General features: G+C 66.7%; 5 protein-coding genes. 3 read left to right on the plus strand and 2 right to left on the minus strand.

Features of this window, described 5'->3' with window-relative positions:
- The first annotated feature begins 465 nt into the window (after positions 1 to 465).
- Positions 466 to 957: a hypothetical protein gene (locus ACIPK4_RS39945; RefSeq protein WP_402322849.1), complete on the plus strand. Its 492-nt coding sequence runs from the start codon at positions 466 to 468 to the stop codon at positions 955 to 957.
- 902 nt (positions 958 to 1,859) lie between these two features.
- On the opposite strand, the gene ACIPK4_RS39950 is transcribed toward ACIPK4_RS39945, so the two are convergent.
- Positions 1,860 to 2,096 (minus strand): hypothetical protein, encoded by a 237-nt coding sequence (locus ACIPK4_RS39950; protein WP_402322852.1) that lies wholly within the window; start codon positions 2,094 to 2,096, stop codon positions 1,860 to 1,862.
- On the opposite strand from ACIPK4_RS39950, the gene ACIPK4_RS39955 reads away from it, so the two are divergent.
- Positions 2,020 to 2,790 carry an IS5 family transposase gene (locus ACIPK4_RS39955; RefSeq protein WP_402322861.1) on the plus strand — a complete coding sequence of 257 codons (771 nt, stop codon included), beginning with the start codon at positions 2,020 to 2,022 and terminating at the stop codon, positions 2,788 to 2,790. The two genes, ACIPK4_RS39950 and ACIPK4_RS39955, sit on opposite strands and share 77 nt — an antisense overlap.
- Positions 2,791 to 2,829: 39 nt before the next feature.
- On the opposite strand, the gene ACIPK4_RS39960 is transcribed toward ACIPK4_RS39955, so the two are convergent.
- A complete protein-coding gene (locus tag ACIPK4_RS39960; protein WP_402322855.1) occupies positions 2,830 to 3,126 on the minus strand; it encodes a helix-turn-helix domain-containing protein in 297 nt (98 codons plus the stop codon).
- A 1,204-nt stretch (positions 3,127 to 4,330) separates the two neighbouring features.
- On the opposite strand from ACIPK4_RS39960, the gene ACIPK4_RS39965 reads away from it, so the two are divergent.
- Positions 4,331 to 4,534 carry a hypothetical protein gene (locus tag ACIPK4_RS39965; protein WP_402322858.1) on the plus strand — a complete coding sequence of 68 codons (204 nt, stop codon included), beginning with the start codon at positions 4,331 to 4,333 and terminating at the stop codon, positions 4,532 to 4,534.
- The last annotated feature ends 461 nt before the right edge of the window (positions 4,535 to 4,995 follow it).

Genomic DNA, 4,995 nt, shown 5'->3' on the forward strand with positions numbered 1-4,995 from the left:
CACGATCCACGGCCGCGACTGACGTTTCCCCACGGCAGGACCAACGACCACCCGAACCGAAAGTCACATGATCAACGGCTTCTGTTAGGACCTCTAAGGGGGCGGTGGTGTAGCGCGTGTACGAGTTTCATTCGCCGATGCTCTGACCTGCGGTTTTGTGGGACTTGCGGGGCTAACCCCTCAGTGTTCCATCGTGCGGATCACTCCTCCGTTCGGAGGTGTGGTCCGTGGTTTCGCGTAAGGAGTTGTCTGTCGTGAGCGCGTCAGAAATGGGTGGGGAGTTGACGGGCGAGGAGTCCGGGCGGGAGCAGGTCGAGCCCGCTGGAGAGTCGGCCCCCGTACGGGCCGCCGTGGCAGCAGGGGGACGAGGTCCAGACGCACGAGGCGGCGCAGCTGGAGTCCATCGCGCCGTTCGGTTCGCGGTCTGACGGTCCGTCGGATTCTGTCCTCCTCGCACCCGGCGACATGCGCGGCACCGGGCTGATCCTCGAGCGGGCCGATCCGCAGGCGGTGGTGCGGCTGCCCGGCCCGCCGGAACGTCCAATCATGGATTGGGCGCAGCTGTTGCTCACCGGCGCGCTGTGGCACCGGCTGAGCGAGTTCCGGGACATCCCGGCGGGCGTTGCCCTCGCCCAGGTGGTGCTGGCCGCCGGGGGCACGCCGGTCGAGGTGGCGCCCGGGCCAGTCGCGGAGCTCCTCGGCCGGGCAATCGGCGCGGTGCTGCCGACCGGAGAAGGCGCGAAGCGGTTGGACCTGGCGGGGCCGGAGTTCGGCGACCCGGCCGCCGGCCTGGTGCTCGTGCCGGTCCATCCGCAAACGGGAGACATGTGGCAGCCGCGCGCCGGAGCAGGTGCCGGTGCCCATGGATGCCGCACTCTGGGCCGAACTCGCCTTCCCGCCGCACCGGACCAGGCTGCCGGTGGTCGGCGGATTGCCGGCAGGCGTGGAGCGGGATGACCCGCTGCCGCCGCACCCGTGGTACCCGTTCCAGCCGTCCAGGAAAGCGTTCCGGTGCACCCTTGCGCGGGCGCCCGCCGTGAGGGAACCGTGGCTGCGGGCGATCTACCACCAAGGCAGTTGACCTGTCGGGGGGGAGTGCGGACCGACGGTGGTCTCGACGTCGACGGCGTGGTCAGGGGACCGAATCGCAGCCAGGTTCAAGCTCCCCTGGTCACGCATGGCTGACCGCCATCAATCATTCGGCTTTCAGGAGCGCCAGCGGCGCGGAAGGAACCGACGCCAGCTCAACCTCAGATCAGTTTCAGCCGTGGCTGGCTCACTCCGTCCAAGAGCGGGTCCAGCAGGTCCAGTGCCTCGTCCATACCTGCAACAACGGCCGCTGCCCGCGCCGGTCACCCTCGTGAGCCGTTGCTCCCGGCTGGGCACTCGTACGGGAATGCGCGACGTGCCTCTCCTCCTCGCCAGCCGCGTCCCAGGCGCTCTTCACCGTCGTGTGCGGAGCATCGTTCTGGGTCGGATGCGAGTGCGCTTTCTGCCTTTGGGTACGCGCGGGTTCCGTCCGTCCCCGGACTCGCTCTGCGAAGGTTGTAGGCCCACTCGGCTGACGCCGAGCTGCTGTCGCGGCCCGCTCGCGGGTGCCTGGCTCCGGGTGGTGTGCTCATGGACGGCGCAGTGTGGCCGGGCCGCACAGCCGGCGGTGGAGTTGTATCAGGTCGGCAAAGTCCGCCAGGTTCTGAGCACGTCTTTGGCCGTCGTTCCGGTCAAGCTGGGAACGTGAGTATTGGCAGGGAGCACCCAGTGAGTGCGGATCAGGTGTGTCGGGCCTTGGTGGCTCTGGGAGCTGAGCCGGTGCCTGATCCCGTCCTGCGCCCCGCGGGGCCGCAGGAAGAGGGCCGGCTTCACCTGCTGGGCAGCTTGTTGGCCATCACGGAGCGGGAGGGACACGGTTGGCCGAAGCGGACGAGGTCGAGGATGTCCTCGATACCTTGCTCGGCTGGTCGGCGCAGGTGGTTGACCCGAGCCTCGCGGCCGACGTGCTGGTGAACCGGCTCCAGCGCACTGCGATCCAGGTCTTGGGATCTGACGAAGATCAGCCGCCGGCCGTGTCGCAAGGCCGCCGACCTGCGAGAAGTCATGAACGCGATCCTCTACGTCAACCGCACCGGCATCGCCTGGCGCTACCTGCCGCACGACTTCCCCGCCCACACCACCGTCTTCTCCTACTTCACCGCCTGGAGTGCCGACGGCACCATCGAACAACTCGGCATCCGCCTCCACCGCCTGGTCCGCGAAAAAGAAGGCCGCGACCCCGAACCGACCGCCTGCATCATCGACTCACAGTCCGTCAAAACCGCCCACACCGTGCCCCTCAGCACCCAAGGCATCGACGCGGGCAAGAAAATCGTGGGCCGCAAACGCAGCATCACCGTCGACACCCTCGGCCTGTTACTCCTGGTCATGGTCACCGCAGCCAGCGTCTCCGACAACGAGGCCGGCAAACAACTTCTGACCCGCACCGCCGCCGCCCACCCCACGATCACCAAAGTCTGGGCCGACACCGGCTACAAAAACCAGACCATCGAACACGGCGCGAAACTCGGCATCGACGTTGACGTCGTACCCAGAAACACACAGGTCAAAGGCTTCTCCGTACTGCCCCGACGCTGGGTGGTCGAACGCAGTCTCGGATGGATCATGATGCACCGCCGCCTCGCCCGCGACTATGAGACCAAACCCGAGCACTCCGAAAGCATGATCCACCTCGCCGCCATCTCCACCCTCGCCAAACGAGCAACCGGCGAAACCACCCCAACCTGGCGACACGCATAAACCGCAATCACCCATGAACTACACGAACCAGACGTCCTCTTAGCAGACCGCCGCGCCCAGACGCTCGCGCAGGTCGTCGAGGGTGATCCGGACCAGTTCGCCTTCGCGGCCTGGGGTGGTGGTGAGCTTGAGGCGCGGTCCGGGGTGGTGCTCGCCGGCGATGCTCTCGATGAGCTGCTGGCCGCGCAGCCAGTGCAGCAGGCGTGTGGCGGCGGTGAAGCTCAGCCCGGTGCGTCGGATGACCTCGCGCGTGGAGATTCCGTCCGCCTGGCTGATGAGGTGCAGCAGGTCCTGGGCCCGGGCGACGGCCTCACACTGGCGTGCGCCAGCCACCACGGATCGCCCTCCTGCGCCGCCGCGCCGGCTCCTTCCCTGGCCGGTCGCATGCAGGGGTAGTACCAGCCCGGATGCCGGCGCCGCCTCGCGCCGGCGTCCGGAGGCCGCGCCCCGGGCAGCCGGATCGGGTGCCGAGGTCGTGGGGGAGCGGTCGAGGGACGCGCTCTGGTGCCGCGTTCCGTACCGGGGAGCCGGGGAATGTTGAGCCTGGGGGCTCGGGCCGGTGTCGTGGTGGACCAGACGCTGGAGGGGGACAGGCCCCAGCAGGGCCGCCTGCGGGACGCAATGCCACGGTCCGTAGCACCTGAGACGTCGCACCACCCCGTTACTACTACGGAGCGTGGTAGCGCGAGGAGGTGGGATAGCCGGGACTACCACGAAGCGAGTCTGGTCACCGTTGCAGTAGGCCAGCATGCTGAAGAGCATGAGATCAATGCCCCGCCCTCCAGGGTGGGCCGTGTCCCAGCGCCATGCCGCCAGCCCTCGTTGTACGCGCGTGAGGGCCGGTCGACCCTCTCGAAATAGGCGAGTTATAGACGGTGCCTTGAAGGTGGGCATGTGATGCGACCAGGCACACGTCTGGACGATCCTCGACGTGGCGTCCAGGATCGTTGTCTCCGAACGCCACTTGAAGAGGAGGTCATCTCCCGGAAAGCCGAAGACCAGACCGCCCCTTTTAAGGTGAAAGCATCACCAACGACATTTCGTTCCTCATGGACCCGGTCTAAGGAAAGCCGTGGAGAAGTTCGCGGTCCTGACTACCGTCATGCACTCCGAGGTGTTCAATCCGAAGAAGGCGTACACCGATCCTCTCCACCTGACCAGGTCGAGCTCCTCACTGCGCCATGGCCAGCAGGCGATTTGGGCGTGCGCCCTGATCACTGGGCCAACCACCCGCTTCAGCACATGGGAGACAACCTCACCGCAGCCGAGGACAAGAAAGTCCGTGGTCTTCCTCGGGCCGCTACGGCGGGGTCGACCCTGGTGAGCGGGCTGGTGAGGCGTCTCCATAGAGGGCCCAGTGCGTGCGCTCGGCTACGGGCCGCCCAACCGTACCTGGCGGTGCCCCGGAGTTGTCAGCGGGTGCCGATACTCTGGGTCGGCCCCGTACGGATGCTTGTGCAGCTTCTGGAGGGCCGGGTTTTGACGGACCGTCGCCCCGGCCATCCAGTTGAGGCGCGGCGGTCCTGGTTAGGGGGCTCACATGCCCGGTAGCGACAAACCGATGTCCGACGGTTCGGAGGGCGACGGCACGCCGCTTGTCCGGGGTGAGAGCCGCAGCACCACTCGCGATGTACTGCTCGTCGGCGCGGCCCAGGCCTTCATGGCTGGTTTCGCGGACGAGACCGCGCACTGGATCACTCGGTTCGCGGTGTGGCTGTACGAGATGTTGGTCAGCCGCCTGTAGAAGCGACGCGCCCCCTGGTGCGGCAACACCAAGAGGCGCGAGGTGCGGGGTTCTACCCGCGGCGGTCTCTGTCCATGATTCACAGGCCGGTCAGAGGCCGCCGTTCTCTTTGTGCACCAACAGTCTGTCGTCCACCACTGACAATGCCCAGGGACGAGCATGTTCGTAGCAGCCTTGCTTCCCGTGATGCCATGCCCACCGTAGCCTGGGTGCTGCTGTGCGAGGCGTTTACGCAGCCGGATAGCGTCAGTCACCACAGGCTGCCACCAAGAATCCGGGCAGGTCGCCGACCTATTGGTGAACATGCCTCTGCGAGGTGTGCTCCGCAGCTTCGCGGGAGGTTGCACGGAGCCACATAGGACACGGTCTTAGACGCCGTTTCTTATGGCGTGATCGTTCGTTGAATCGTGCATGACGGATTTGGTTGAGCGGCTGGTGCCGGATGAGTTGTGGGTGTTGTT

Source organism: Streptomyces sp. NPDC086989, assembly GCF_044745505.1.
GTDB lineage: Bacteria > Actinomycetota > Actinomycetes > Streptomycetales > Streptomycetaceae > Streptomyces.